Source organism: Lonepinella koalarum, assembly GCF_004565475.1.
Taxonomy (GTDB): Bacteria; Pseudomonadota; Gammaproteobacteria; order Enterobacterales; family Pasteurellaceae; genus Lonepinella; species Lonepinella koalarum.
Genome location: NZ_SRHX01000035.1, coordinates 1 through 638, shown reverse-complemented (window position 1 = coordinate 638; position 638 = coordinate 1). Strand labels below are relative to the sequence as shown.

2 pseudogenes are annotated in these 638 nt (G+C 40.4%); both read left to right on the top strand.

Features of this window, described 5'->3' with window-relative positions:
* Positions 1–210, top strand: a pseudogene (locus tag E0709_RS12445) (hypothetical protein); the annotation flags it as partial.
* Positions 211–255: 45 nt separating this feature from the next.
* A pseudogene (locus E0709_RS12140) lies at positions 256–638 on the top strand (cell wall anchor protein); the annotation flags it as partial.

Below are 638 nucleotides of genomic sequence, written 5' to 3'. Positions count from 1 at the left end.
AAGCAAGCAAGCAAGCAAGCAAGCAAGCAAGCAAGCAAGCAAGCAAGCGATTCTATTCTTTATTTTTTGGCGACGTTTCTCGTTTTGAGAATATGTGCTTTGTGTTCGCCAAGAGAAAATTTCCTTTCTGTTTTTATTTTCGCACATGCCGCATTGGCAATTAATGATGTACGTCAATGTTCTGATTGTAGGCTTTATGTCATTGCATGACATGAAGCTATTGATGATTAGCTTATTGTTTTATTAGGAATCTTTATGACCATTTTACTCAAAATCCAAAACCCAGCCACGCAGGAACAAGTGTTGAATGTGGCGCAAAATGTGGCAAATCAAGCCGTCACAGTGCAACATAAAGGAGCAAACACCATTTATGAATTGTTAGATCCTACCACCAACTATGCACCACAAACCATTGTGACCGAGCGTGTCGGCAATGATTTGCATATTATTTTTGAAGAATCGCAAGATGTGGATGTAATTATTGAAAATTATTATGACGATCCGTCTTTGATTCATGGATTGGCCGAAGATGGTCATTATTATGCCTATATGCCGGCTAATGGCGAGGCGGCGTCGGCGATTAACGTGTTAAATGAAAGCATGCTTGCCACTGAAGTCTTGGGCGGTGAACAACTTGT